At 39.7% G+C, this 22,402-nt stretch carries 19 protein-coding genes and 2 pseudogenes; 17 read left to right on the top strand and 4 right to left on the bottom strand.

What is annotated here, in order from left to right:
* Window positions 1-46 precede the first annotated feature (46 nt).
* Together nrdE and nrdH are read right to left on the bottom strand one after the other, a co-directional pair.
* Window positions 47-2,206, bottom strand: a complete 2,160-nt coding sequence (nrdE, locus tag RG565_RS03555) for a class 1b ribonucleoside-diphosphate reductase subunit alpha (protein ID WP_247936966.1) — start codon at window positions 2,204-2,206, stop codon at window positions 47-49.
* Window positions 2,207-2,461: 255 nt separating this feature from the next.
* Window positions 2,462-2,680 (bottom strand): glutaredoxin-like protein NrdH, encoded by a 219-nt coding sequence (gene nrdH, locus RG565_RS03550; protein ID WP_003023812.1) that lies wholly within the window; start codon window positions 2,678-2,680, stop codon window positions 2,462-2,464.
* A 397-nt stretch (window positions 2,681-3,077) separates the two neighbouring features.
* Between nrdH and RG565_RS03545 the strand changes: the two genes are divergently transcribed.
* The 13 genes and pseudogenes from RG565_RS03545 to RG565_RS03485 all read left to right on the top strand — a co-directional run bounded on the left by RG565_RS03545 (window position 3,078) and on the right by RG565_RS03485 (window position 15,699).
* Window positions 3,078-3,341 carry a phosphocarrier protein HPr gene (locus RG565_RS03545; RefSeq protein ID WP_003023815.1) on the top strand — a complete coding sequence of 88 codons (264 nt, stop codon included), beginning with the start codon at window positions 3,078-3,080 and terminating at the stop codon, window positions 3,339-3,341.
* Between the two features lies 1 nt (window position 3,342).
* The gene (ptsP, locus tag RG565_RS03540) at window positions 3,343-5,076 is read left to right on the top strand and encodes a phosphoenolpyruvate--protein phosphotransferase (protein ID WP_003030024.1); all 1,734 of its coding nucleotides are present in this window, start codon (window positions 3,343-3,345) and stop codon (window positions 5,074-5,076) included.
* Window positions 5,077-5,227: 151 nt separating this feature from the next.
* Complete coding sequence (gene uvrC / locus RG565_RS03535; RefSeq protein WP_268732202.1) at window positions 5,228-7,027, top strand: excinuclease ABC subunit UvrC; 1,800 nt, start codon at window positions 5,228-5,230, stop codon at window positions 7,025-7,027.
* 106 nt (window positions 7,028-7,133) lie between these two features.
* On the top strand, window positions 7,134-7,739 hold the full coding sequence (locus RG565_RS03530) for a nitroreductase family protein (protein ID WP_247936968.1): 606 nt from the start codon (window positions 7,134-7,136) through the stop codon (window positions 7,737-7,739).
* A gap of 19 nt (window positions 7,740-7,758) precedes the next feature.
* Window positions 7,759-9,159, top strand: coding sequence for a dipeptidase PepV (gene pepV, locus RG565_RS03525; RefSeq protein WP_247936969.1), 1,401 nt, complete (start codon window positions 7,759-7,761; stop codon window positions 9,157-9,159).
* A 55-nt stretch (window positions 9,160-9,214) separates the two neighbouring features.
* A complete protein-coding gene (locus RG565_RS03520; protein ID WP_070671034.1) occupies window positions 9,215-10,072 on the top strand; it encodes an SDR family oxidoreductase in 858 nt (285 codons plus the stop codon).
* Window positions 10,073-10,081: 9 nt separating this feature from the next.
* Window positions 10,082-10,663, top strand: a complete 582-nt coding sequence (locus RG565_RS03515) for a uracil-DNA glycosylase family protein (RefSeq protein ID WP_247936971.1) — start codon at window positions 10,082-10,084, stop codon at window positions 10,661-10,663.
* A 241-nt stretch (window positions 10,664-10,904) separates the two neighbouring features.
* Window positions 10,905-11,357 (top strand): MarR family transcriptional regulator, encoded by a 453-nt coding sequence (locus RG565_RS03510; RefSeq protein WP_106082636.1) that lies wholly within the window; start codon window positions 10,905-10,907, stop codon window positions 11,355-11,357.
* The gene (locus RG565_RS03505; protein WP_247936972.1) at window positions 11,354-12,886 is read left to right on the top strand and encodes a glycine betaine ABC transporter substrate-binding protein; all 1,533 of its coding nucleotides are present in this window, start codon (window positions 11,354-11,356) and stop codon (window positions 12,884-12,886) included. Before RG565_RS03510 ends, RG565_RS03505 begins: the two co-directional genes overlap by 4 nt.
* Window positions 12,883-13,602, top strand: coding sequence for an ABC transporter ATP-binding protein (locus RG565_RS03500; protein WP_247936973.1), 720 nt, complete (start codon window positions 12,883-12,885; stop codon window positions 13,600-13,602). Before RG565_RS03505 ends, RG565_RS03500 begins: the two co-directional genes overlap by 4 nt.
* An 11-nt stretch (window positions 13,603-13,613) precedes the next feature.
* Window positions 13,614-14,579: pseudogene (locus tag RG565_RS03495) on the top strand (zinc-binding dehydrogenase).
* Window positions 14,580-14,684: 105 nt separating this feature from the next.
* The gene (gene ldcB / locus RG565_RS03490) at window positions 14,685-15,383 is read left to right on the top strand and encodes an LD-carboxypeptidase LdcB/DacB (protein WP_247905789.1); all 699 of its coding nucleotides are present in this window, start codon (window positions 14,685-14,687) and stop codon (window positions 15,381-15,383) included.
* 25 nt (window positions 15,384-15,408) lie between these two features.
* Window positions 15,409-15,699, top strand: a complete 291-nt coding sequence (locus tag RG565_RS03485) for an AraC family ligand binding domain-containing protein (protein WP_247905788.1) — start codon at window positions 15,409-15,411, stop codon at window positions 15,697-15,699.
* A 130-nt stretch (window positions 15,700-15,829) separates the two neighbouring features.
* Here RG565_RS03485 and RG565_RS03480 read toward each other — a convergent pair whose 3' ends face one another.
* Both RG565_RS03480 and RG565_RS03475 read right to left on the bottom strand, forming a co-directional pair.
* Complete coding sequence (locus RG565_RS03480) at window positions 15,830-16,075, bottom strand: type B 50S ribosomal protein L31 (protein ID WP_282187045.1); 246 nt, start codon at window positions 16,073-16,075, stop codon at window positions 15,830-15,832.
* 103 nt (window positions 16,076-16,178) lie between these two features.
* A complete protein-coding gene (locus tag RG565_RS03475) occupies window positions 16,179-17,117 on the bottom strand; it encodes a bifunctional oligoribonuclease/PAP phosphatase NrnA (protein ID WP_247936975.1) in 939 nt (312 codons plus the stop codon).
* Between the two features lie 151 nt (window positions 17,118-17,268).
* Between RG565_RS03475 and RG565_RS03470 the strand changes: the two genes are divergently transcribed.
* The 4 genes and pseudogenes from RG565_RS03470 (at window position 17,269) to thrS (ending at window position 22,313) form a co-directional block, all read left to right on the top strand.
* Window positions 17,269-17,712, top strand: a complete 444-nt coding sequence (locus RG565_RS03470) for a flavodoxin (RefSeq protein WP_003030007.1) — start codon at window positions 17,269-17,271, stop codon at window positions 17,710-17,712.
* Window positions 17,713-17,845: 133 nt separating this feature from the next.
* Window positions 17,846-19,231, top strand: a complete 1,386-nt coding sequence (gene sufB / locus RG565_RS03465) for a Fe-S cluster assembly protein SufB (RefSeq protein WP_247936976.1) — start codon at window positions 17,846-17,848, stop codon at window positions 19,229-19,231.
* A 494-nt stretch (window positions 19,232-19,725) separates the two neighbouring features.
* Window positions 19,726-20,368: pseudogene (locus RG565_RS03455) on the top strand (AAA family ATPase).
* Entirely contained in the window at window positions 20,361-22,313 is a 1,953-nt protein-coding gene (gene thrS / locus RG565_RS03450; protein WP_247936977.1) for a threonine--tRNA ligase, read from the top strand. The pseudogene RG565_RS03455 and the gene thrS overlap by 8 nt, the downstream one beginning before the upstream one ends.
* The last annotated feature ends 89 nt before the right edge of the window (window positions 22,314-22,402 follow it).

Genomic DNA, 22,402 nt, shown 5'->3' with positions numbered 1-22,402 from the left:
ATAGTTTAAATTTGTTCTGAAAGGCTTTTAGAAATTTTAATTCTCGTTAAATCACGCAGCTCTCACACTGGTTGGCTCCAACTTCGCCGCCGTCATCTGTAAAGGTACGGACATAATAGATTGATTTGATGCCCTTGTTAAAGGCATAGTTGCGCAGGATAGACAGGTCGCGTGTCGTTTGTTTGCATTCGGTTTTCCATTCGTAGAGTCCTTGTGGAATGTCGCTGCGCATAAAGAGGGTCAGAGATAGTCCTTGATCTACATGCTCAGTCGCTGCTGCATAGACATCAATGACCTTGCGCATATCCATGTCGTAAGCGCTAGTATAGTAAGGAATAGTCTCAGTTGACAGTCCTGCTGCTGGGTAGTATATTTTTCCGATTTTCTTTTCTTGGCGTTCTTCAATGCGTTGTGTAATTGGGTGGATAGAAGCAGAGACATCATTGATATAGCTGATAGAGCCATTCGGCGCAACAGCTAAGCGATTTTGGTGATAAAGACCGTCTGTCATGACTTTCTCGCGTAGCTCAGTCCAATCTTTTGCAGAAGGAATAAAGATATTTTCAAAGAGTTTTTTCACTCGGTCAGATTTTGGTACAAATTCACCGGTCACATATTTGTCAAAGTATGAACCATTTGCATAATCAGACTTTTCAAAGTTATGGAAAACCACCTCGCGCTCGTGGGCAATATTATTGGACTCAACAAGTGTCCAATAATTCATGAGCATAAAGTAAATGCTGGTAAACTCAACAGATTCAGCTGATCCGTATTCAATCAATTGTTGAGCCAGATAACTGTGCAAGCCCATGGCACCTAGCCCAAAAGTGTGAGCTAAGCTGTTGCCGTGGTCAATAGTCGGAACAGCTTTGATGTGAGAACTGTCTGTAACAAATGTCAGCGCACGTGTCATGGTACGGATAGACTTACCAAAATCTGGCGAAGTCATCATATTAACCACATTGGTAGAGCCGAGATTGCAAGAAACATCTGTTCCTAAACGAACGAATTCTTGAGCGTCATTCAAGAGGCTTGGTTCTTGGACTTGCAGGATTTCGGAGCAGAGATTGCTCATGATAATCTTGCCGTCTACTGGATTCGCACGATTAGCAGTATCGATATTAACTACATAAGGATAGCCAGATTCCTGCTGCAACTTGGAAATTTCAGTTTCTAAATCACGAGCTTTAATCTTCGTTTTACTAATCTTAGGATTGGCAACCAATTCGTCATATTTTTCGGTAATGTCAATGTAGGCAAATGGAACGCCATACTCCCGTTCGATAGAATACGGACTGAAAAGGTACATTTCTTCATTCTTACGAGCCAATTCATAAAATTTATCTGGAATGACAACACCTAAAGAAAGGGTTTTTACCCGTACTTTTTCATCGGCATTCTCTTTCTTAGTTGAAAGAAAAGCAATAATATCTGGGTGAAAGACATTAAGATAAACAACACCAGCTCCTTGACGTTGACCTAATTGATTAGAGTATGAAAAGCTGTCTTCAAAGAGCTTCATAACTGGTACTACACCAGAAGCAGCCCCTTCATAACCTTTGATAGGGGCACCCGCTTCCCGCAGGTTACTGAGGGAAATTCCAACGCCACCGCCAATCCGAGATAATTGCAGAGCTGAATTGATAGAACGACCGATTGAATTCATATCATCAGTGACTTGAATCAAGAAACAAGAAACTAATTCACCACGCCTAGCACGTCCGGCATTCAAGAAACTTGGAGTTGCTGGTTGATACCGTTGATGAATGATTTCATTGGCAATATCTTTGGCAATTGCTTCATCACCGTCGGCAAAATAGAGCGCGTTAAATAGAACACGATCTTCCATGCTTTCTAGATAATATTCACCGTCATTTGTTTTAAGAGCATATTGATTGTAGAATTTATAAGCTGCCATAAAAGATTTAAAATGGAAATCTTGTGCATGAATGAAAGCAGCTAATTCTTCAATATATTCAGACGAATAAAGCTGGATGAATTCTTTTTCTAAATAGTTTTCTTGAATTAAATAGTGAATTTTTTCAGTAATAGAAGAGAATTTTTTCGTATTTGGTTCAACATTTTCTTTAAAGAATGCTTCCAAGGCTTCCTTATCTTTGTGAAGCATAATCTGTCCGTTGATTGGACGGTTGATTTCATTATTGAGACGGAAATACGTCACATCTTCTAATTGTTTGAGTCCCATAGTGTTCCTTTTCTAAGTGTTAGGTTTGATATTTGGCAAAAGAAAGAGGGGCGGGCAAGAACTAAAAATTGCAAATTTTAGTTCGTAGTCTCACCCCACAAAGTTACTCAACAGTTTTGAAAAGTGTTGAGGTGGTGAACGAAGAAAACAAAGTTTTCATCAAAGGTACTCTTCCGAGTATAAAAAGTGAACGGAGAAGGTCTTGTCTAGTTATCGCAGTTTTAACCATTTCTCCCATTATGTACATGTCATAAATTATGATAATTTTTTCAATTTACCTGGTTGAAAACCGGAAAATGCTTCCGTTGGAGTCTGAACGACTGGAGCAGCATTAAAGCCTAAGCTTTTCACATGATCGATGTATTCGGGCTGTTCGTCCAAATTGATTTCACGATATTCTACATGGTTAGTGTCTAAGAAGCGTTTTGTCATTTTGCATTGAACGCAATTATTTTTTGAATAAATAGTTACCATAATGAACTCCTAATTTCTTTAAATTCAGTATGGAATTAGTATATCCAAAGCAGGGAATTTTGTCAACTATTATGTTCTAAATATTGTGTTTTGTTTTGGGGTTTTAAATACCATGATACTAGATATAGTGTTTTATTGGAAAAAGAAAAAGATAGGATGAACTCCTGTTTTGGGCTTCGTTAGACTAAGCTTTCCTTAGGGAACAATGGATTAAAAATGTGTCAATCAATTGGATAGTGAAAATCTCGTTTTAATGAAATTTCAGTAATTCTCATAAAAAAGACTTGCTGAATACACATAAAATTCTTGAAAAAATTTTACAAAGATGTTATAATCTAGAATTGTAAGGGTTATCACATGAGACCCAAAAAAGATTACATTAAAGGAGAGTCAAACTATGGCTTCTAAAGATTTCCACATTGTGGCAGAAACAGGTATTCACGCACGTCCAGCAACTTTGTTAGTTCAAACTGCTAGCAAATTTGCTTCAGATATTACTCTTGAATACAAAGGTAAATCAGTAAACCTTAAATCAATCATGGGTGTTATGAGCCTTGGTGTTGGTCAAGGGGCTGATGTAACAATTACTGCAGAAGGTGCAGACGCTGATGATGCAATTGTAGCAATCGCAGAAACAATGACAAAAGAAGGATTGGCTTAACATGACAGAAATGCTAAAAGGAATTGCAGCATCTGACGGTGTTGCTGTTGCTAAGGCATATCTACTCGTTCAACCGGATTTATCATTTGAGACTGCTTCAGTCGAAGATACAAATGCAGAAGAGGCTCGTTTGGATGTAGCTCTTGAAGCTTCACAGAACGAGCTTTCTGTTATCCGTGAGAAAGCAGTAGAAAGCCTTGGAGAAGAAGCAGCTCAAGTATTTGATGCTCACTTAATGGTACTTTCTGACCCAGAAATGATTGGTCAGATTAAAGAAACAATTCGTGCAAAAAAAGTGAATGCTGAAGCAGGTCTGAAAGAAGTAACAGACATGTTCATCACTCTCTTTGAAAATATGGAAGATAATCCATACATGCAAGAACGTGCAGCAGATATTCGCGATGTGACCAAACGTGTGTTGGCTCACTTGCTTGGTGTACGCTTGCCAAACCCTGCTATGATCAATGAAGAAGTGGTTGTGATTGCCCATGACTTGACTCCTTCTGATACCGCTCAATTAGATAAAAACTTTGTTAAAGCTTTTGTAACTAATATTGGTGGACGTACAAGCCACTCAGCTATTATGGCTCGTACTCTTGAAATTGCTGCGGTTCTTGGAACAAATAATATTACCGAATTAGTAAAAGACGGTGATATAGTTGCCGTGAATGGAATTACTGGTGAGGTTATTATCAATCCAACAGAAGAACAAGTTGCAACCTTTAAAGCAGCGGGTGAAGCCTATGCAAAGCAAAAAGCTGAATGGGATTTGCTGAAAGATGCTGAAACAGTAACAGCTGACGGAAAACATTTTGAATTGGCTGCAAATATCGGTACACCTAAAGATGTCGAAGGTGTGAATGCAAATGGCGCAGAAGCTGTCGGGCTTTACCGTACTGAGTTTCTTTATATGGATTCGCAAGATTTCCCAACAGAAGATGAGCAGTATGAAGCTTATAAGGCTGTCTTGGAAGGAATGAATGGCAAACCAGTTGTTGTCCGTACAATGGACATCGGTGGAGACAAAGAACTTCCTTACTTTGATTTGCCAAAAGAAATGAATCCGTTCCTTGGATTCCGTGCTCTTCGTATTTCTATTTCTGAAACAGGAAATGCAATGTTCCGCACACAATTACGTGCACTTTTGCGTGCATCTGTGCATGGACAATTGCGTATCATGTTCCCAATGGTTGCTTTGTTGACTGAATTCCGTGCCGCAAAAGGTATTTTGGAAGAAGAAAAAGCTAAATTGCTCGCGGAAGGTGTTGCAGTTGCGGACAATATTCAAGTTGGTATTATGATTGAAATTCCAGCAGCAGCTATGTTGGCTGATCAATTTGCAAAAGAAGTTGACTTCTTCTCAATTGGTACTAATGACTTGATTCAATACACAATGGCTGCTGACCGTATGAACGAACAAGTTTCTTACTTGTACCAACCATACAATCCTTCTATCCTTCGCTTAGTGGATCGAGTAGTTAAAGCTGCTCACGCTGAAGGTAAGTGGGCTGGTATGTGTGGTGAAATGGCAGGTGACCAAACCGCTGTTCCACTTCTAGTTGGTATCGGTCTGGATGAGTTCTCAATGAGTGCAACATCTGTTCTTCGTACACGTAGCTTGATGAAGAAATTGGATACGAAGAAGATGCAAGAACTCGCTCAACGTGCTCTTACAGAATGTGCAACGATGGAAGAAGTTCTTGAACTTGAAAAAGAATATCTTGATTTTGAATAATATCGAAACGAAGACCATTGTCAATTAAGACAATTGGAATCTCAGTTATTGAAAGAGGGCGTTGTTGTCCTCTTTCTTTATATTGCAAATCATTTAGGCTTTCTGTGTTCCCTTTTACTTCCTTTTGCTCATTTTTGCTATAATGATAATTATGAATAACTTGATTCAATCAAAATTAGAATTGCTGCCAACCAGTCCAGGTTGCTATATTCACAAAGATAAAAATGGTACCATTATTTACGTAGGTAAGGCTAAGAATTTGCGCAATCGGGTGCGCTCTTATTTTCGTGGGAGCCATGATACTAAGACCGAAGCGCTGGTATCTGAGATTGAGGATTTTGAGTTTATTGTCACGGAGTCTAACATTGAAGCTTTGCTGCTTGAAATCAATCTCATCAAGGAAAATCAGCCTAAGTACAATATCATGCTCAAGGATGATAAGTCCTACCCTTTTATCAAAATTACCAATGAGACATATCCGCGTCTAATTATTACGCGTCAGGTCAAAAAGGATGGGGGGCTCTACTTTGGTCCTTATCCTGATGTAGGTGCTGCCAATGAAATTAAGCGCCTGCTGGATCGAATTTTCCCTTTTCGCAAATGCACTAATCCGCCTGAGAAGGTTTGTTTCTACTACCACATCGGGCAGTGCCGAGCTCACACTATCTGCCATAATGAACCACATTTTTTTCAAGATATGGCTCAAGAAGTATCAGACTTTCTCAAAGGGCATGATGATAAGATTATTGATGAGCTGAAAAGGAAAATGACTAGTGCGGCTGAGAAAATGGAGTTTGAAAAAGCGGCTGAGTACCGCGACTTGCTTCAAAGCATTGCGACGCTTCGCACTAAACAACGAGTCATGGCGAAGGATTTGCAGAATCGGGATGTCTTTGGTTATTATGTAGACAAAGGCTGGATGTGTGTGCAGGTGTTCTTTGTCCGTCAAGGAAAACTCATTGAGCGAGACGTAAATATGTTTCCTTATTACAATGACCCTGACGAGGATTTTTTGACCTATATTGGACAATTTTATCAGAATAAATCTCATCTGGTGCCCAATGAAATTTTGATTCCGTCTGATATTGATGAGGAATCAGTACGGGCTGTGGTGGATACAAAAATTCTCAAGCCTCAACGAGGAGAAAAGAAACAGCTGGTCAATCTGGCTATTAAAAATGCGCAAGTTAGTTTGCAGCAGAAGTTTGATTTGTTGGAGAAATCTGTTGAAAAAACGCAAGGAGCTATTGAAAATCTAGGTCAGTTGCTCAATATTCCCACCCCAGTTCGGATTGAGTCCTTTGATAATTCCAATATTATGGGAACCAGTCCTGTTTCAGCTATGGTGGTCTTTATCAATGGGAAACCCAGCAAAAAGGATTATCGCAAGTATAAGATTAAGACAGTTGTCGGTCCTGATGACTATGCTAGTATGCGAGAAGTGATTAAGCGTCGCTATAGCCGAGTCATGCGCGATGGTTTAATACCGCCTGATCTTATTGTCATTGATGGTGGTCAGGGTCAAGTCAACATTGCTAAAGACGTCATTCAACATCAATTAGGATTAGATATTCCTATCGCTGGTTTGCAAAAGAACGACAAGCACCAGACGCATGAATTGCTCTTTGGCGATCCTTTGAAAGTGGTCGAATTGTCTCGCAATTCACAGGAATTTTTCCTTTTGCAACGCATCCAAGATGAAGTCCACCGCTTTGCCATTACCTTCCATCGCCAGCTCCGGTCTAAGAATTCCTTCTCATCACAACTAGATGGCATTGAAGGACTGGGGCCCAAGCGCAAGCAAAATTTGATGCGACATTTTAAATCTTTGACCAACATCAAGAAAGCCAGCGTGGATGAAATTGTCGAAGTGGGTGTACCGCGAAAAGTGGCGGAGGCTGTGCAGGAGAAATTGAGCAAATCTACAGATAAAAAGATAACCAACTCCTAGATTTTAGGGAAGCAAGTTCATCAGACTATTTCTCGTGAAAAACCTCTGCAAGCTCTTCCAATTTATGGTAAAATAAAATTAGTATAATAAGAAAAGGAAAGTCCCTATGAAATTTCTTGAATTAAATAAAAAGCGTCATGCAACGAAGCATTTCAATGATAAAGCAGTTGATCCGAAAGATGTGCGGACGGCGATTGAAATTGCAACTTTAGCGCCAAGTGCTCACAATAGCCAGCCTTGGAAATTTGTAGTTGTGCGTGAGAAAAATGCAGAATTGGCTGAGATTGCTTTCGGTGCAAACAAAGACCAAATCACAGAAGCACCTGTGACGATTGCTCTTTTTACAGATACAGACTTAGTTAAACGAGCTCGGAAAATTGCTCGTGTAGCTGGGGTCAATAATATGTCCGACGAATTGTTGCAATATTATATGCAAAATTTACCGGTTGAGTATAGTCATTATTCTGAGCAGCAAAAAAGCGATTATTTGGCTTTAAATGCTGGTTTGGTGGCAATGAATCTTATTTTGGCTTTGACTGACCAAGGAATTGGTTCCAATATTATCCTTGGATTTGATAAGTCAAAAGCTAATCAAGTGCTAGATATTGACGAACGCTTCCGTCCAGAACTTTTAATTATCGTTGGTTATACAGATGACAAACTGGAGCCAAGCTATCGTTTGCCAGTGGACGAGATTATTGAAAAACGTTGATAGAAAGGAATCTGATTTTATGACGATTGATTTTAAAGCAGAAGTTGAGAAACGTCGCGACGCTCTATTGGCTGACTTGTTTAGCCTTTTGGAAATTAACTCCGAGCGAGATGACATGAAAGCAGATAAAAAACATCCTTTTGGGCCTGGACCTGTTAAGGCTTTGGAAAAATTCTTAGAACTAGCTGCGCGTGATGGCTATCCAACAAAGAATGTGGACAATTATGCAGGGCATTTTGAATATGGCGAAGGAAACGAAGTGCTTGGAATTTTTGCGCATATGGATGTTGTGCCGGCTGGAAGCGGCTGGGATACGGATCCGTATACACCAACTATCAAGGATGGTAAATTATTTGCGCGTGGTGCGAGCGATGATAAAGGACCGACGATGGCTTGCTATTACGGCTTAAAAATTATCAAAGAATTGGGCTTACCGACATCTAAGAAGGTTCGTTTTGTAGTTGGTACAGATGAAGAATCCGGCTGGGCTGATATGGACTATTATTTCAAGCATGTTGGCCTGCCAGAGCCCGATTTTGGCTTTTCACCAGACGCAGAATTTCCAATTATCAATGGTGAAAAAGGAAATATCACTGAATATCTTCATTTTGCAGGGGAAAATAGCGGAGCTGCGCGCTTGCATAGCTTTACTGGCGGACTTCGTGAAAATATGGTTCCTGAATCTGCAACAGCAGTGGTATCAGGAAATGTGCCAAATCTTGTAGATAAATTGGACGAATTTGCAAAGGAACACGAACTTCGATTTGAATACCAAGAATTACCGAGTGGACAAATAACAGTTACGATTGTTGGGAAATCCGCCCACGGAGCTTCTCCACAATCTGGTGTCAATGGCGCGACTTATTTGGCGAAATTCTTGACCCAGTTTGACTTTGCAGGTTCTGCTAAGGATTATCTTGAAGTGGCTGGGAACATTCTTTTAGAAGACCACGCAGGAAAAGCTTTAAAAGTGGATTATATAGATGAAAAAATGGGTGCTCTTTCTATGAATGCAGGAGTCTTCCGCTTTGATGAGGCAAGTGATGACAACACCATTGCCCTTAATTTCCGCTATCCACAAGGAACCAATCCAGAAATGATCAAATCTAAATTGGAAAACTTACCTGTGGAGACAGTGACATTGTCCGAGCACGAGCATGTTCCCCACTATGTTCCAATGGAAGATCCGCTTGTGACAACGCTTTTGGACGTGTATGAAAAACAAACAGGTCTGAAAGGTTATGAGCAAATCATTGGTGGAGGAACGTTTGGTCGTCTCTTGAAACGCGGTGTTGCTTATGGTGCCATGTTCCCAGGCTATACAGATACCATGCACCAAGCAAATGAATTTATAGATGTAGAAGATCTTTTCCGTGCAGCAGCTATTTATGCTGAGGCAATCTATGAATTGATTAAATAAAGGACGTAAACTCAGCTAGAAATAGTTGAGTTTCTTTCAAAGAAAGAGGACCATTATGATTTATACAATTACAAGTGCGACAGGTCAATTGGGGCAAAAGGTCGTTGCTGAAGCACAAAAATATTTAAATTCTAATGACATTCGGCTATCTGTTCGGAGTCCCCAAAAAGCGAGCCAGTATGCAGCAGCAGGGATTGATGTCAGAGAAGCTGATTATTTAGATGTGGATTCTATGGTCGAGGCTTGGCGTGGAACGGATGTTTTGATTTACATTCCAAGTATTTCTCATCCAAGTATTGTGCGTGTACCCGAGTTTGAAAATTCAGTTATTGCGGCAGAAAGAGCTGGAGTTAAGCACTTTATCTTTGTTGGATTTTTCGCCGATCAAGTTAATAGCCCTTTTCACATGGCGGCTTTCTTTGCTTATGCCAATACTCGTCTAGCATCAGCTGGATTTTCTTACAGCATTATCAAAAATGCTATGTATGCTGATCCATTGGTACCCTATTTACCTGAGTTAATAGAGCGCAAGGCGGTCATCTATCCAATGGAAAATGCCAAAATGAGCTTTATTTCGCGAGAAGATAGTGCAGAAGCTATTGTCAAACTGGCTATGTCGCCTGTCCTACAGGGAAAGACGTATGTTTTGACTCAAGAACGCAATTACACAATGTTGGAGCTGGCTAATCTTTTGTCCGAGGTTTCTGGTCACGAGATTAGCTATCAGCCGGTGACAGTTGAGGAATTTGCTGTCCTTTATGACCAACCAAAAGGTTTCGGTGTTGTGCTGGCTTCTCTTTACCAAGCTGGAAGCCGAGGCTGTTTGGACATTGTGACAGATGATTTTCGGACAATCACAGGACGGCAAGCAACTGATTTGAAAAGCTACATGATGAAAAATTATCAAAAATAGAGGCAAGAAATGGAAACGCTAGAAGATATTAAGAAAGCTATTATGGCTGATTCACAAAATCAAGCATATACCGAGCGAGGAATTGAGCCACTTTTTGCAGCGCCTAAAACGGCACGTATTAACATTGTCGGTCAAGCGCCGGGCATCAAAGCGCAGGAAACACGCTTGTACTGGAATGATAAGAGCGGAGATCGCTTACGTGAATGGATGGGGGTTGATTATGATACTTTTTATCATTCAGGTTATTTTGCTGCGATTCCAATGGACTTTTATTTCCCAGGTCATGGAAAATCAGGCGATTTACCGCCTCGCAAGGGCTTTGCTGAAAAATGGCATCAGCCGATTTTAGAATTGCTGCCAGATCTTGAATTGACGATTCTTATTGGTCAATATGCTCAGAAATATTATCTTCATCAAAAAGGAACTGTAAAACTAACTGATACGGTAAAACATTATCAAGACTACTTGCCAGAATTTTTCCCGCTTGTCCACCCCTCACCACGAAATCAAATTTGGATGGCTAAGAATCCTTGGTTTGCAGAAACCGTAATTTCTGATTTAAGGGAACGGGTACAAAAGATTATTTCATAGTGTGGAACAAAAGTTAATCATTTAAAAGTTTTTGATTTTGTTGCTCCACAGTGGTTCATTAGTACGGAAGCGCCTAATGAATTTCTCCAAACCGCTGCGCTTTGCAAGCATAACGCATAAATAATAGAAGCTAGGCACTTTTGCCCCAGCTTCTTTTTTTAAACAAAATCTTTGACAAAAAATGTTCTATATAATAGAATAAGCACAAACTTCTATATCGTATATTTTAGAAAGAAGAAAAATGAGTAAAAAAGTAATCAATGGTGGGTTTTACATCGGGAAAATTCATCGTTTGTCCAATCGACTGATGAATCACATTTTGTTAGAACGAGGAATTCAAGCCTTTAATGGAGAGCAAGGACGCATTTTACATGCGCTTTGGCAAAAAGATTATCAGACTCAAACCGAATTATCGGAGCAGACTGGCTTGACGTTGAATACTCTTACGAAAATGATTGACCGAATGATTAGCATGAACCTTGTGGAGCGGTGCTATCATGAAAAAGATAAGCGAAAAAAGATGATTTGTTTGACGGGCTATGCCAAAGGTTTGCAAGATGAGTATAATGCGATTTCTAAGGAAATAATTGAAATCTTTTACAGCGGATTTTCTGACTTAGAAATTGATGAATTTGAGACTTATTTGGAGCGTATCGTGGCAAATTTAACCAAGCCAAGAAAGGATGAAGCATGAACGAGTTAATCAAATTAGTTACCAATCAATGGCAGTTTCTATTTAGTCTGGTGTGGGATCATATCTGGATATCGGGCTTGTCTATCTTGCTTGCTTTAATTTTGGGAGTTGGGCTTGGAATTTTCATCAGTTTCAAAAAAAGCTGGGCTGGTGTCGTTATCGGAATAGTGAATATTCTTTATACAATTCCCTCTATTGCCCTTTTAGGGATTTTGATTTCAATTACAGGAATTGGTAACAAGACAGCAATTGTAGCTTTAACCTTGTATGCACTGTTACCCATGGTACGGAGCACTTATACAGGGATTACAGGTGTTGATCCGCTTCTCGTTGAAGCAGCAGAAGGAATGGGTTCTACTCGCAAGCAGATTTTAACCAAAGTGCAATTGCCGCTTGCCTTTCCGGTCATGATGGCAGGTTTTCGAAATATGGTGACGATGACCATTGCGCTAGCCGGGATTGCTTCTTTCGTTGGTGCTGGTGGTCTGGGGGTTGCAATCTACCGTGGGATTACCACTAATAATCAAACCTTGACCTTGGTCGGAAGTATTTTAGTAGCTTTGTTGGCATTGGTCTTTGATTTTCTCCTTTCTTTGGTCGAAAAATCAATCTTAAACCATAAAAAAGTATCTAAAAAATGGCTGTCTATTGTAGGCTTCATAGCTCTATTGGCGGCAGGAACAATCGCATTTTTCCAAATGAATCCAATGGGTGGAACGGTCAAGATTGCGACCAAGCCACAGACAGAAAACTATATCTTAGGAGAAATGCAAAAACAAGTCATTGAAGAATACACCAATCTGAAGGTCAAAATGACTAAAGGTGTCGGTGGTGGGACTGCCAATATCCATCCAGCGATGGTTAAAGGTGAATTTGATATTTATGCCGAATACACCGGTACAATCTGGGAAGTTATTCTCAAAAAATCAGGCTCGTATGATGAAAGTCAATTTAAGACGCTTGAAAGTCAATACCGCAAGAAATATCAACTTGCTTGGGTAAATACATTTGGCTTTAATAACACATATGGCTTAGCCGTTCGCAAGGATGTAGCAGAAAAATACAATATTAAAACCTTTAGCGATCTTGCTAAAGCTAGTCCTAATTTAACTTTTGGTGCGGAGTATGATTTCTTTGGTCGTGAAGACGGTTTTGCACGTTTACAATCTACCTATGGTATGAAGTTCAAATCTCAAGTGGATATGGATAGCGGACTGAAATATCAGGCTATTAAATCCGGAAAAGTTGATGCGATTGATATTTTTACCACAGATGGACAGCTTTATGGTGCCAATCTAGTGGTTTTGAAAGATGATAAAAAAATCTATCCTTCTTATCAGGCAGGGACAGTTGTTCGAGAAGCTACTCTAAAAAAATACCCACAATTGAAAAAAGCATTAGCGAAATTAGACGGTATTTTAACGGATAGTAAAATAGCAGAACTAAATCATAAAGTAGAAAATGACAAAGAAGAGCCAGCTAAAGTCGCTCGTGACTATCTTATAGAGAAAGGAATTTTGAAGAAATGATTGAATATAAAAATGTCAGTAAATCATATGGAAATCAAGACATTATTAAACAATTGGATTTGAAAATTGAAGACGGTGCCTTTCTGACGATTGTAGGAACTTCTGGTTCAGGTAAAACGACATTGTTAAAGATGATAAATGGTTTAGTCAAACCGAGTCAAGGGCAAATTCTTATCAATGGACAAGATGTTCAAGAAACAGATTTGATTGAATTGCGGCGTAACATCGGTTATTCAATTCAAGGAAATGGGCTTTTTCCGCATTTGACAGTTGCTGAGAATATCGCTTATGTCTTGAATTTGCAAAAGAAAAATCAAGCGGAAATAGAGAAAGTTGTAGATGAAAAGTTAGCTATGCTTGGTTTAGATATTCAGCTAAAAAATCGCTATCCAGCAGCTCTTTCGGGCGGACAGGCGCAACGAGTGGGGATTGCCCGTGCACTCGCTGCAACGCCTGATATTTTGCTAATGGATGAGCCTTTTGGAGCAGTGGATGCTATTACGCGCTATCAGTTACAGCGTGAATTAAAATTACTGCATGAAGAAACTGGCATTACAGTTGTGTTTATCACACACGATATAACAGAAGCCTTGAAACTAGGCACGAAAATCCTCGTTTTAGATAAGGAAGAAATCCAGCAATATGGCACGCCACAGGAAATAAAAATGCAGCCTGCAAATGACTTTGTACGAAAACTACTAGAATTAGCAAGCTAAAGAGAAGTTCTATGAATCAAAAAATGAAAGCCATGGTGATTTATGATCCTGCTGCTCCAGAAAAATTTGTTCTAGAAGAACGAGAAATCCCGAATGTAAAAGCAGGATGGACTCTAGTCAAGATTAAAGGTTTTGGGATCAATCATTCAGAAATTTTCACTCGGAAAGGTCTATCTCCCGATGTTCAATTTCCTCGAATTTTGGGGATTGAGTGTGTAGGACAAGTGGTTGAAACGACAAGGAGAGATTTACAAATTGGACAAAAAATTGTCTCTATCATGAGTGAAATGGGACGTGCCTTTGACGGTTCTTATGCTGAATATGCTCTACTTCCAAATGAGCAGATTTATCCCGTAGATAGCCAATTACCTTGGTCTGAGATAGCAGCAGTACCAGAGACCTATTATACCGCTTTTGGCTCCTTCAAAAATCTGCAGATAAAAGAAGGAGACTCAATCTTAGTCCGAGCTGTGACAAGTGGTGTTGGATTAGCTTTCTTAAAATTGGTAAAGGCGCAATTCCCACAGAATCGTATAGTTGGCGCAGTTCGTTCTCTCGCTAAAAAAGATTTGCTTTAATATCGAGGTTTTGATGAGATTATTTTAGATGAAAAAGGAGTTTTGCAAACTGAGGAAAAGTTTGATAAAATCCTTGAATTAGTCGGTCCGGCTACTCTAAAAGATTCATTTGACCATATTCAAAGTGCAGGAATTATCTGTAACACTGGTCAATTAGGTGGCAAATGGTATGTAGAGGAGTTTGATCCAATCGTAGAAATAAAAAATAATAGTTTTTTGACGAGTTTTTATTCAGGCAATGTGAGCCAGCAGCTTATTGATGAACTTTTGAGCTATATTGATGCTTACCAAATAAATTTATCTCCTCAACGAATCTTTTCGTTAGAGCAAATCCCAGCAGCCCATTCTTATATCGAAAGTCAAGCGGGATTTGGGAAAGTGGTCGTCTTAAATGATTAACTAGAAAAAATGAAAAGTGTGCAAATGTATGCTTTTTTGAATTGACATACAGTATATCTACGCCTATAATGAAAATTAGAAAATTCTATAAATGAGGCGATACAGATGAAAAAAAGGATTGGGATTTTATTAGTAGCGAGTTTGTTTCTTTTGACAGCTTGTGGGGGAAAGAAAACGAATGTGGAAACGAAACAAGAAGGAAAATCAACGTCTGCAAAAGTTGCATCCTCTGAGCAAGTAAAGAAAAAAGCAAAAGTTCATTATAATGGTTCTTACTATAGTGTAAAAGGAAAATACGATGAAATTGTCATCGCAAATAAACATTATCCATTATCTTCAGATTACAATCCTGGTGAAAATCCTACTGCTAAAGCAAAATTGCTGGAGTTGATTGCTGCTATGCAGCGCGAAGGCTATCCTATCAGTAATCAATATAGCGGTTTCCGTAGTTACCAAACGCAGGTTACTCTTTATCAAAATTATGTCAATAAAGATGGAAAAGAAGCAGCAGATCGTTATTCTGCCCGACCTGGCTATAGTGAACATCAAACGGGCTTGGCATTTGACTTGATTGGCACAGACGGAAATCTAGTAACAGGAGAAAAGGCGAGCCAATGGCTTTTGAAACATGCAGCCGAGTATGGATTTGTCGTGCGCTATCTAAATGGTAAAGAAGACAAAACTGGATATATGCCAGAGCAATGGCATCTTCGTTATGTTGGGAAAGAAGCAAAAGAGATTGCGGATTCAGGACTATCTTTAGAAGAGTATTTCGGCTTTTCTGGGGGAGATTATAAGGATTAAAGTTGAACACAAGGAGACAATACACATGAAAATCTACACAATGAACCCTACTATTGATGTCGTGGAAACACCTGTTGAAGAAACTAGCCGCATCATCCGTCACCTTCACTTAGAAGAAGGAAAAATAATTCCTGAACACAAGACTGATGCTTTGGTGACTGTTGTCTGTCTAGAAGGAAAGGTTGATTTTACATCATCTGGTCAAACAATTCAACTTGTTCCCGGAAGTTTTTTAACCATGGAACCAAATGAACTTCATAGTTTATATGGTGTAAAAGATAGCCATGTATTGGTTATTCAACAATTAAAATACTGAATGTGAAAAAAGGTAAAAACTTGGGAGTCATACTGTCGTAGATTCCAAGTTTTTTTGATTATATAAAAAAACCTTTCCCAAAATTGGAAAAGGCTTATTATCAACATTCTTTGTAATGTAAATATGATCTTTATTTGAGACCGTATTTTTTGTTGAAACGATCCACACGTCCATCTGCTTGAGTGAATTTTTGACGTCCAGTGTAGAATGGATGTGAGTCTGATGAAATTTCCACACGGATCAAAGGATAAGTGTTTCCATCTTCCCATTCAATAGTTTCGCTAGAATACTTAGTAGAACCACTAAGGAATTTGTAGCCAGTTGAAGTATCCATAAAGACAACAGAACGGTATTCAGGATGAATATCTTTTCTCATTTTTAAAAATTTCCTTTCTGCCATGGTCTCTCTGCGAGCCATAGATTCGTTACTTTGATAGTTTACCAAATTCTAGCGGATTTGACAAGTCTTTTCTACCAAATTATTTCCTTTTTGCCAATTCTTTCAATTCTTGATAAACTTCTTCGATTTCTTCTTTGGAGTAAGCATTGGCACCACTGGCAAGAGGATGACCGCCTCCGTCGTGTTTTTTAGCTACTTCATTAATCGGGATAAATTTACTCCGCAACCGAACGCGATAATTGCCATTTTCTTGCTCAACAAAAATTCCCCATAATTCAACGCTGTCAATACGCCCTGGAGCTGAAACGATAGCAGAAGTGTCAGCATCTGTTAAATGATTGGCTTTGAGAAGTTCCTGAGTTAAAATGACACGAGCTGCACCATTTCCATCGACTTCTAAATGGTCATAAACATAGCCTTGAAGTTTAGCGATTTGATAGCTGAAAGAGTCCATTTTCCGCGCTAAAGCAGCAAAGTCAAAAGGATATTCGCGAAGTTTGCTGGCGATAGCCATAGTTCGGGCGGTTGTGGCAGGATATAGGAAACGCCCAGTATCACCAACGATTCCAGCATAAAGTAACTTAGCAGAATAATCATCTAGTTTCAGTTTATTTTCTAATGCAAAGAGAGCAATTAACTCACTAGCACTGCTAGAGCTAGTATCCACCCAAGAAATGTCTCCGTAAATGTCATCGTTTGGATGATGATCGATTTTGATGAGAAAATCTCCTTTGTTGTACCGTTCGTCATCAATCCGAGCAGTATTTGCTGTATCACAAACAATAACTAAAGCATTCTTGTAATCATCATCTGAAACATCATCCATTTTAGCCAGCCAAGCAAGAGTAGGTTCAGTCTTTCCTGCTACTTTAATCTTTTTCTCAGGGAAATTGACTTGAAGTAATTTTTTCAAACCGACTTGACTTCCTAATGCATCAGGATCGGGTCGCATGTGACGATGGATGATGATTGTATCATATTCTTTAATTTTATGTAAAATTTGCTTGAAAATTTCCATATGATAACCTCCGCTCTACCTTTTATTCATTGTATCATAAGATGATTATTTTAAAAAGTAAAAGGGAAAAGTAGGGAACTTTAAGAGATTTGAAGTGCAACAATTTGTTCAATGTGTTATAATAAACTGATAGAATTTTTTGGAGGAAATTATGGCTTTAGCAAAAATTGTATTTGCGAGTATGACAGGAAATACAGAAGAAATCGCAGATATTGTAGCTGATAAATTAAAAGAACTTGGTTTAGAAGTAGATATTGATGAATGCACAACGGTTGATGCAGAGGAATTTCTAGAAGCAGATATCGCAATCGTTGCTTCTTATACATACGGTGACGGCGAGTTGCCTGATGAAATTGTTGATTTTTATGAAGATTTAGCTAGTCTTGACTTGACTGGAAAGATTTACGGTGTTGTTGGATCAGGCGATACATTTTATGATGAATTTTGTAAGGCAGTAGATGATTTTGACCGCGCTTTTGCAGCGACAGGTGCTGAAAAAGGCGCTGAAAATGTCAAAGTCGATCTATCAGCAGAAGATGAAGATATTGAAAATCTGGAGAAATTCGCTGAAGCATTAGCCGAAAAAGTACGGTAATCATGTAAGAAGGCTGGGAAATTTTCCTAGCCTTTTTTAGCTTAATTTATTCGATTTTAGGCATATATTCTGACATTTCTAATATAGAATAGTATAATAAGAGAAGAGAAATTGTATCAATGGGAGGAATGAGATGACGAAAGAACGAGATTATGCTTTTGGATTTCACGATGATGTAAAACCGTTATTTTCTACTGGTAAGGGCTTGACAGAAGAGGTTGTTCGTGAAATTTCTGAAATTAAAAATGAGCCGCAATGGATGTTGGATTATCGCTTGCGTTCTTTAGAATTGTTCCATAAATTGCCCATGCCTGATTTTGGGCCAGATTTATCCGGCATACGATTTGATGATATTGTCTATTATCAAAAATTAAGTGGGGATCGGGCTAGAAGTTGGGATGAAGTGCCAGATGAAATAAAGAAAACCTTTGAGCGTTTGGGTATTCCTGAGGCGGAACGTCAATTTTTGTCAGGAGCAGTTGCTCAGTATGAATCTGAAGTAGTCTATCACAACATGAAAGAAGAATTTGCCAAGCAAGGCATTATCTTTACCGATACCGACACGGCAGTACAAGAATATCCGGATTTGGTCAAAAAGTACTTTGGCACAGTTATTTCTAATGCAGAGCATAAGTTTTCCGCTTTAAACAGTGCGGTTTGGTCGGGTGGGACCTTTATCTATGTGCCAAAAAATGTTCAATGTCAGGTGCCGGTTCAGACATACTTTCGTATCAATGGAGAAAATGCTGGTCAATTTGAACGCTCGCTCATTATCGTAGAAGAGGGTGGCTCTATTCAATACATTGAGGGCTGCACAGCGCCGACTTATACGACCAATAGTCTTCATGCTGCAAATGTAGAAATTATTGTTAAAAAGGATGCTTTCTTCCGCTATACAACGATTCAAAACTGGTCGGATAATGTTTATAATCTGGTGACCGAGCGTGGAACGGTTGAAGAAGGCGGTACTCTGGAATGGATTGACGGAAATCTAGGCAGCAAGGTTAATATGAAATATCCTTGTAGCATTCTTAATGGTCGTAATGCAAGAACTTCGGTCCTTTCTATGTCCTTTGCTAATTATGGTCAGCATTTGGATGCGGGTTGTAAGGTGTTCCACAATGCGCCAAAGACTTCCAGCACATTAATTTCTAAGTCTGTTGCAAAAGACGGAGGTAAGACAGATTACCGCGGTCAAGTCCGTTTTGGCAAGAACAGTGCTGGTTCAAAGTCTCACATTGAGTGCGACACGATTCTCATGGATGGTGAATCCAGCTCGGATACGATTCCATTTAATGAAATTCACAATTCAAATGTTGCACTTGAACACGAAGCCAAGGTTTCTAAGGTTTCAGAGGATCAGCTTTATTACCTCATGAGCCGTGGTATTAGCGAAGAAGAAGCAACTGCCATGATTATCAATGGCTTTATGGAACCGATCACCAAAGAACTTCCAATGGAATACGCAGTGGAGCTCAACCAACTCATTAACATGAGTATGGAAGGCTCAGTAGGATAAAAGTAAAAACAGTCGTGAGGCTGTTTTTTGTTGAAACAAGAGAAAGAAAAAAGCACCGAATCGGTGCCACTTTTTCAAGTTGGATACGGACAAAGCCTTATTTTAACTTGCTGTGTTGTTTCGAATGATTCCAAAACTGTTTTTATAAAGCGGATTTGAATATCAAAGTTTTAGAGCTGTGCTGTTTCGAATGGTTCCAAAACACAATACATTTTAATCATAGGGCTTGCAAATTTTTCCAATCGTGTTATAATACTTTTTAGAGACATATCACCTACAGGAAATCTTTCAGAGAGCGTGTGGAGCTGGGAATCACGCAGAGGATGTAGCTGGGACTACTCGATTTGTTTTTATGCAAACATAAAACGGTGGCTACGTTAGAGCCAATCAGAGGTGTCAACAAACTTTTTTGTTGTACATGAATGAAGGTGGAACCACGTTGCGACGTCCTTTTAGGATTGTCGCTTTTTATTTTGTCGGAAGGAGGAAGAGTTATGCTCTATATGATTGGTGGATCGCCTTGCAGCGGGAAGTCAACAATTGCCTCCCTTCTTACTCAGCAGTATGGGCTGCTTCATATCAAGTTAGATGATTTGACAGACCAGATGATGGATCAAGCAAGAGCGAACGCAAAGCCGATTTCCCTTCTGAGACAAGACAGAAGGCCGGATCAAATCTGGTTGAGACATCCAGAGGAGATGGCGGATGAAGAATGGCGTTTTTATGAGGAGATTTTTCCTTATGTAGCGTCTTACTTGCTAGAACACCAAGAGAAGCCACTTTTGGTAGAGGGAGCAGGGCTGTTGCCTCACTTGGTAAAAAGCCTAGACGGACCAGCGGTTTCCTATCTATGCTTGACTCCGACAGCTGATTTTCAGACAAAGCATTATCAGCAGAGAGAATGGGTTCCCTATGTTTTAGAGGACACATCCAATCCTGAGCAAGCTTTTGAAAACTGGATGCAGCGGGACATTCTTTTTGCCCAAATGGTGCGGAAGGAAGCAAAAAAATTAGGCTATCCCTAGCCTTATGACAGACGGCAGTCGATCGGAAAAGGAGACCGCTGAAGAGATTGCTCGGCTCTTAAAATTGCCCAATACAAATAAAATAGATATTAAAGGAGAAAACTATGATTAAGATTACTTTCCCAGATGGCGCTGTTCGTGAATACGAAAGTGGCAGCACGACTTTTGACATTGCCCAATCTATCAGCAATTCCTTGGCAAAGAAAGCCTTGGCTGGTAAATTCAACGGCAAGCTCATAGATACCACTCGCCCTATCACAGAAGATGGTAGCATCGAAATTGTCACACCTGACCATGAAGACGCCCTGCCTATCTTGCGTCACTCTGCTGCTCACCTCTTTGCCCAAGCTGCTCGTCGTCTTTTCCCAGACATTCACTTGGGAGTTGGTCCAGCTATTCAGGACGGATTTTACTATGATACGGACAATGCTGCTGGTCAGATTTCCAACGAAGATTTGCCTCGTATCGAAGAAGAAATGAAGAAGATTGTCAAGGAGAATTTCCCGTCAATTCGCGAAGAAGTGACAAAAGATCAGGCACGAGAAATTTTCAAGAATGATCCTTACAAGTTGGAATTGATTGAGGAGCATTCAGAAGACGAAGGAGGACTTACAATCTACCGTCAAGGAGAATATGTGGATCTCTGTCGTGGACCTCATGTACCGTCAACTGGGCGTATTCAAATTTTCCATTTGTTAAATGTAGCGGGTGCTTACTGGCGTGGAAATAGTGATAATGCTATGATGCAACGGATTTATGGTACAGCTTGGTTTGATAAGAAAGATTTGAAAAACTATCTTCAAATGCGTGAAGAAGCGAAGGAACGTGACCACCGTAAGCTCGGTAAAGAGTTGGATCTTTTCATGATTTCTCCTGAAGTTGGGCAAGGTCTTCCATTCTGGCTTCCAGATGGTGCGACTATTCGTCGTATCGTGGAGCGCTATATTACAGACCGTGAGGTCAATGACGGCTACCAACACGTGTATACGCCACCGCTTGCAAGTGTGGATTTATACAAAACTTCTGGTCACTGGGAACATTACCAAGAAGATATGTTCCCGCCAATGGATATGGGAGACGGTGAACAATTTGTTCTTCGTCCGATGAATTGCCCACACCATATTGAGGTCTATAAAAACCATGTGCATTCTTATCGTGAGCTGCCAATTCGCATTGCAGAACTTGGTATGATGCACCGTTTTGAAAAATCAGGTGCGCTCTCAGGACTCCAACGTGTTCGTGAAATGACGCTGAATGATTCTCACTTATTTGTCATGCCAGAGCAAATTCAAGAAGAATTTAAACATGTGCTAGATTTAATGATTGATGTTTACAAAGACTTCAATATCACAGATTATCGTTTCCGTCTGTCTTATCGTGACCCGAATGACAAGCATAAATATTTTGATAATGATGAAATGTGGGAAAATGCTCAACGCATGTTAAAAGGAGCAATGGATGACTTAGGTTTGGACTACTTTGAGGCAGAAGGCGAAGCTGCTTTCTACGGTCCTAAGTTGGATGTCCAAGTAAAAACGGCTCTTGGAAATGAAGAAACTCTTTCCACTATTCAATTAGACTTCTTGCTACCAGAACGTTTCGACCTTCATTATGTCGGAGCAGACGGTGAAGAACATCGTCCAGTCATGATTCACCGTGGTATCGTGTCTACGATGGAGCGCTTTATTGCTTACTTGATTGAAACTTACAAAGGTGCTTTCCCAACTTGGCTTGCTCCTCATCAAGTGACAGTCATTCCGATTTCTAATGAAGCACATGCTGACTATGCTTGGAAAGTGGCGAAAGAACTGCGCAATCGTGGTGTCCGCGTGGATGTCGATGAGCGTAATGAAAAAATGCAATACAAGATTCGGCAAAGTCAAACCCACAAAGTTCCTTACCAATTGATTGTAGGGGACAAGGAACAAGCAGACGGTACGGTGAATGTTCGTCGTTATGGTCAAAAACAAACGCATACAGAAACAATTGCAGAATTTGTAGACCATATTTTGGCTGATATTGCTAGAAAATCACGCATAGATGATAAGGACAACTAAGCTAAAAAGTAGATGATAGGTTGCAATGATGACATGACTGGTTATAAAGATATGCAATAGAACATCATAGTCTGTATGCTGTCATCTCA

The sequence above is a fragment of the Streptococcus sp. IsoGale021 genome (assembly GCF_031142795.1).
GTDB lineage: Bacteria > Bacillota > Bacilli > Lactobacillales > Streptococcaceae > Streptococcus > Streptococcus hominis.
This window is presented reverse-complemented; position numbering and strand designations above follow the sequence as displayed.

What these genes read in the sequence shown, in the direction of transcription:
- nrdE (WP_247936966.1), bottom strand. Translation starts at nt 2,206, where the DNA reads ATGGGACTCAAACAATTAGAAGATGTGACGTATTTCCGTCTCAATAAT.
- RG565_RS03485 (WP_247905788.1), top strand. Translation starts at nt 15,409, where the DNA reads ATGAAAATCTACACAATGAACCCTACTATTGATGTCGTGGAAACACCT.
- RG565_RS03470 (WP_003030007.1), top strand. Translation starts at nt 17,269, where the DNA reads ATGGCTTTAGCAAAAATTGTATTTGCGAGTATGACAGGAAATACAGAA.
- RG565_RS03520 (WP_070671034.1), top strand. Translation starts at nt 9,215, where the DNA reads ATGATTTATACAATTACAAGTGCGACAGGTCAATTGGGGCAAAAGGTC.
- RG565_RS03545 (WP_003023815.1), top strand. Translation starts at nt 3,078, where the DNA reads ATGGCTTCTAAAGATTTCCACATTGTGGCAGAAACAGGTATTCACGCA.
- sufB (WP_247936976.1), top strand. Translation starts at nt 17,846, where the DNA reads ATGACGAAAGAACGAGATTATGCTTTTGGATTTCACGATGATGTAAAA.
- thrS (WP_247936977.1), top strand. Translation starts at nt 20,361, where the DNA reads ATGATTAAGATTACTTTCCCAGATGGCGCTGTTCGTGAATACGAAAGT.
- pepV (WP_247936969.1), top strand. Translation starts at nt 7,759, where the DNA reads ATGACGATTGATTTTAAAGCAGAAGTTGAGAAACGTCGCGACGCTCTA.
- RG565_RS03500 (WP_247936973.1), top strand. Translation starts at nt 12,883, where the DNA reads ATGATTGAATATAAAAATGTCAGTAAATCATATGGAAATCAAGACATT.
- RG565_RS03505 (WP_247936972.1), top strand. Translation starts at nt 11,354, where the DNA reads ATGAACGAGTTAATCAAATTAGTTACCAATCAATGGCAGTTTCTATTT.
- ptsP (WP_003030024.1), top strand. Translation starts at nt 3,343, where the DNA reads ATGACAGAAATGCTAAAAGGAATTGCAGCATCTGACGGTGTTGCTGTT.
- RG565_RS03475 (WP_247936975.1), bottom strand. Translation starts at nt 17,117, where the DNA reads ATGGAAATTTTCAAGCAAATTTTACATAAAATTAAAGAATATGATACA.
- ldcB (WP_247905789.1), top strand. Translation starts at nt 14,685, where the DNA reads ATGAAAAAAAGGATTGGGATTTTATTAGTAGCGAGTTTGTTTCTTTTG.
- RG565_RS03510 (WP_106082636.1), top strand. Translation starts at nt 10,905, where the DNA reads ATGAGTAAAAAAGTAATCAATGGTGGGTTTTACATCGGGAAAATTCAT.
- uvrC (WP_268732202.1), top strand. Translation starts at nt 5,228, where the DNA reads ATGAATAACTTGATTCAATCAAAATTAGAATTGCTGCCAACCAGTCCA.
- RG565_RS03530 (WP_247936968.1), top strand. Translation starts at nt 7,134, where the DNA reads ATGAAATTTCTTGAATTAAATAAAAAGCGTCATGCAACGAAGCATTTC.
- RG565_RS03480 (WP_282187045.1), bottom strand. Translation starts at nt 16,075, where the DNA reads ATGAGAAAAGATATTCATCCTGAATACCGTTCTGTTGTCTTTATGGAT.
- nrdH (WP_003023812.1), bottom strand. Translation starts at nt 2,680, where the DNA reads ATGGTAACTATTTATTCAAAAAATAATTGCGTTCAATGCAAAATGACA.
- RG565_RS03515 (WP_247936971.1), top strand. Translation starts at nt 10,082, where the DNA reads ATGGAAACGCTAGAAGATATTAAGAAAGCTATTATGGCTGATTCACAA.